A 901-nucleotide genomic window follows, 5' to 3' on the forward strand; every position below is an offset into this window, starting at 1 on the left:
ATATCAGCCAGCAGTGCCAAGATAAACAAGATCAAATCAATAGCTTATGCAGTAGTGAGCAGGAGCTAGATCAATCTTTACAAGAAAATCTGGCTAAGCTTAGTGGCCATGATGTCGTGATAAGTCCGGACTTAAGTGCTTTAGGCGAGTGGTTGGAGACAACCCGAAAGGAGTGTTCGCTGTATGACGACAAGGCAAAGCTACTTCAGACAGAGCTTGGATTAATTAGCGATATCGAAAAGCAACATGACCAATACAAAGCCGTATTGAGCGAGCTTAATTCCCAGTTTGCCGAGGCGAAACAGAAACAGCAGTCGTTCATGGAGCAGCTTGCTGTACAGAAGGCAGAGCGCAAACGTCTGTTCGGCGATAAAGATGTAAGTGCCGAGCGTGAGAAGTCGGCTCAAAATTGTGAAAAAAGGCTTCTGTCCTATCAGGGCTTGCAGGGGTCAATAGCTGAGATCGAGAGAAACTTATCGGCACTTCAGGGAAAGCAGCAGCAGCTCGAGCAGCAGAAGTTTGAACACAAAGATCAGTTGGATCGTCTTGCTCATGACTGGCAGCAGAGACTCGAGAATAGCGTGTTCGAAGACCTGCCCAGCTTTCAGCAGGCTCATCTTGATGACGTAGAGATCGAGAATTTGGTGTCTTTAAAAGAAGAAACACAAAAAACTAAAGCAACATTGGAGGCAGAGCTAAAAACTGCCCAGAGCCAGTTAAAAGAGTTACAAGCTAAAGATCTTCCTAATTTGTCACTCGAAGAGCTCAAAGCGCTACTTGATGGCCTGGAGAGTGAAGTAGAAGCTTGTAGTCAGAGGCAGGGTGAACTAACGCAGATACTTAAGACCAACGCAGAACAGAAACAAAAGCATGAAAACCTGATGCGAGAAATTGAAGCCCA

At 45.6% G+C, this 901-nt stretch carries 1 protein-coding gene; it reads left to right on the forward strand.

Going from position 1 to position 901, the window contains the following annotated elements:
* Positions 1–901: hypothetical protein (locus tag A3763_RS29145; RefSeq protein ID WP_197483077.1), on the forward strand; the 901-nt coding region annotated here is incomplete at both ends.

The organism is Oleiphilus sp. HI0128 (assembly GCF_001635365.1).